Origin of the sequence: Faecalimicrobium dakarense, assembly GCF_000499525.1 — a bacterium.
Classification (GTDB): Bacteria; Bacillota; Clostridia; order Peptostreptococcales; family Peptostreptococcaceae; genus Faecalimicrobium; species Faecalimicrobium dakarense.
On record NZ_HG529452.1, the window covers coordinates 1 to 445 of the forward strand.

The following is a 445-nucleotide window of genomic DNA, read 5'->3' on the forward strand; positions in this document are numbered from 1 at the left end:
AGCTTTTTATTGTTTATTTCTACAATTACATGTATTATGTATTCTATTAGCAATTTAGTTATTAAATGTAAGAAAACTTAATACTATTTAATAAAGGTAGGTGCTTAAAAATGATTAATATAGTAAATTTCCCATTTAATACTAGAGCTGTTGCAAGGCTTGATGATAATAATGTAGTTCACAATCACATTTATCACAATTGCCCAATCGGTAAGATTGATAAAAATATAGTTTATAATAATAGTAACTATCCTATAGGTAGAGTTGATGAAAATGGTTTTGTTCATGATCATACTCAAAGAAATAGCCCTATAGGCAAAGTTGATAAAGATGGTTTTGTTTATAAAAATAATTCATTAGTTGGTAGAATTGATTGTAATAATAGTTTATGTGCAGGAGCTGTTTATTTATTGTTAATATACAATAATAGATAATATTAATGTCA

The 445-nt window shown here is 24.7% G+C and carries 1 protein-coding gene; it reads left to right on the forward strand.

Going from position 1 to position 445, the window contains the following annotated elements; all coding sequences use genetic code 11:
• The first annotated feature begins 110 nt into the window (after positions 1 to 110).
• The gene (locus BN899_RS18300; RefSeq protein WP_042278441.1) at positions 111 to 434 is read left to right on the forward strand and encodes a hypothetical protein; all 324 of its coding nucleotides are present in this window, start codon (positions 111 to 113) and stop codon (positions 432 to 434) included.
• The last annotated feature ends 11 nt before the right edge of the window (positions 435 to 445 follow it).